Origin of the sequence: Cobetia sp. SIMBA_158 (genome assembly GCF_046566945.1) — a bacterium.
Classification (GTDB): domain Bacteria; phylum Pseudomonadota; class Gammaproteobacteria; order Pseudomonadales; family Halomonadaceae; genus Cobetia; species Cobetia amphilecti.
Map to the genome: position 1 here is coordinate 1 of NZ_JAWJYL010000382.1, position 271 is coordinate 271.

Consider the following 271-nt stretch of genomic DNA (forward strand, 5'->3'; position numbering starts at 1 on the left):
GTCGCGCTGGTCGTTCCAGTGACGCTCGCGCAGCTCGGCGCCCAGTGCCTTCAGCTCGTCGCGCGACGATTCGCCGTTCCAGTAGCGCTCGAGACCGAACTTGAGTTCGCGCTTCGCGCCGATGCGCGGAAAACCGAGGTTGTGTGTCGTAACCATGAAGCTGCCGTCCAGAGAGAAATTGAAGATCCGGCAGCCATCATAGGGATTTCATCCCATGAAATAAAATGGCATTATTTCATTCATCCATTAAATTTGTTCATGTATTTGTGGG

The 271-nt window shown here is 53.5% G+C and carries 1 protein-coding gene; it reads right to left on the minus strand.

Going from position 1 to position 271, the window contains the following annotated elements:
• A partial coding sequence (locus tag R2R70_RS20380) for a hypothetical protein (protein ID WP_410978959.1) occupies window positions 1-156 on the minus strand: 156 nt, incomplete at its 3' end.
• Window positions 157-271 lie beyond the last annotated feature (115 nt).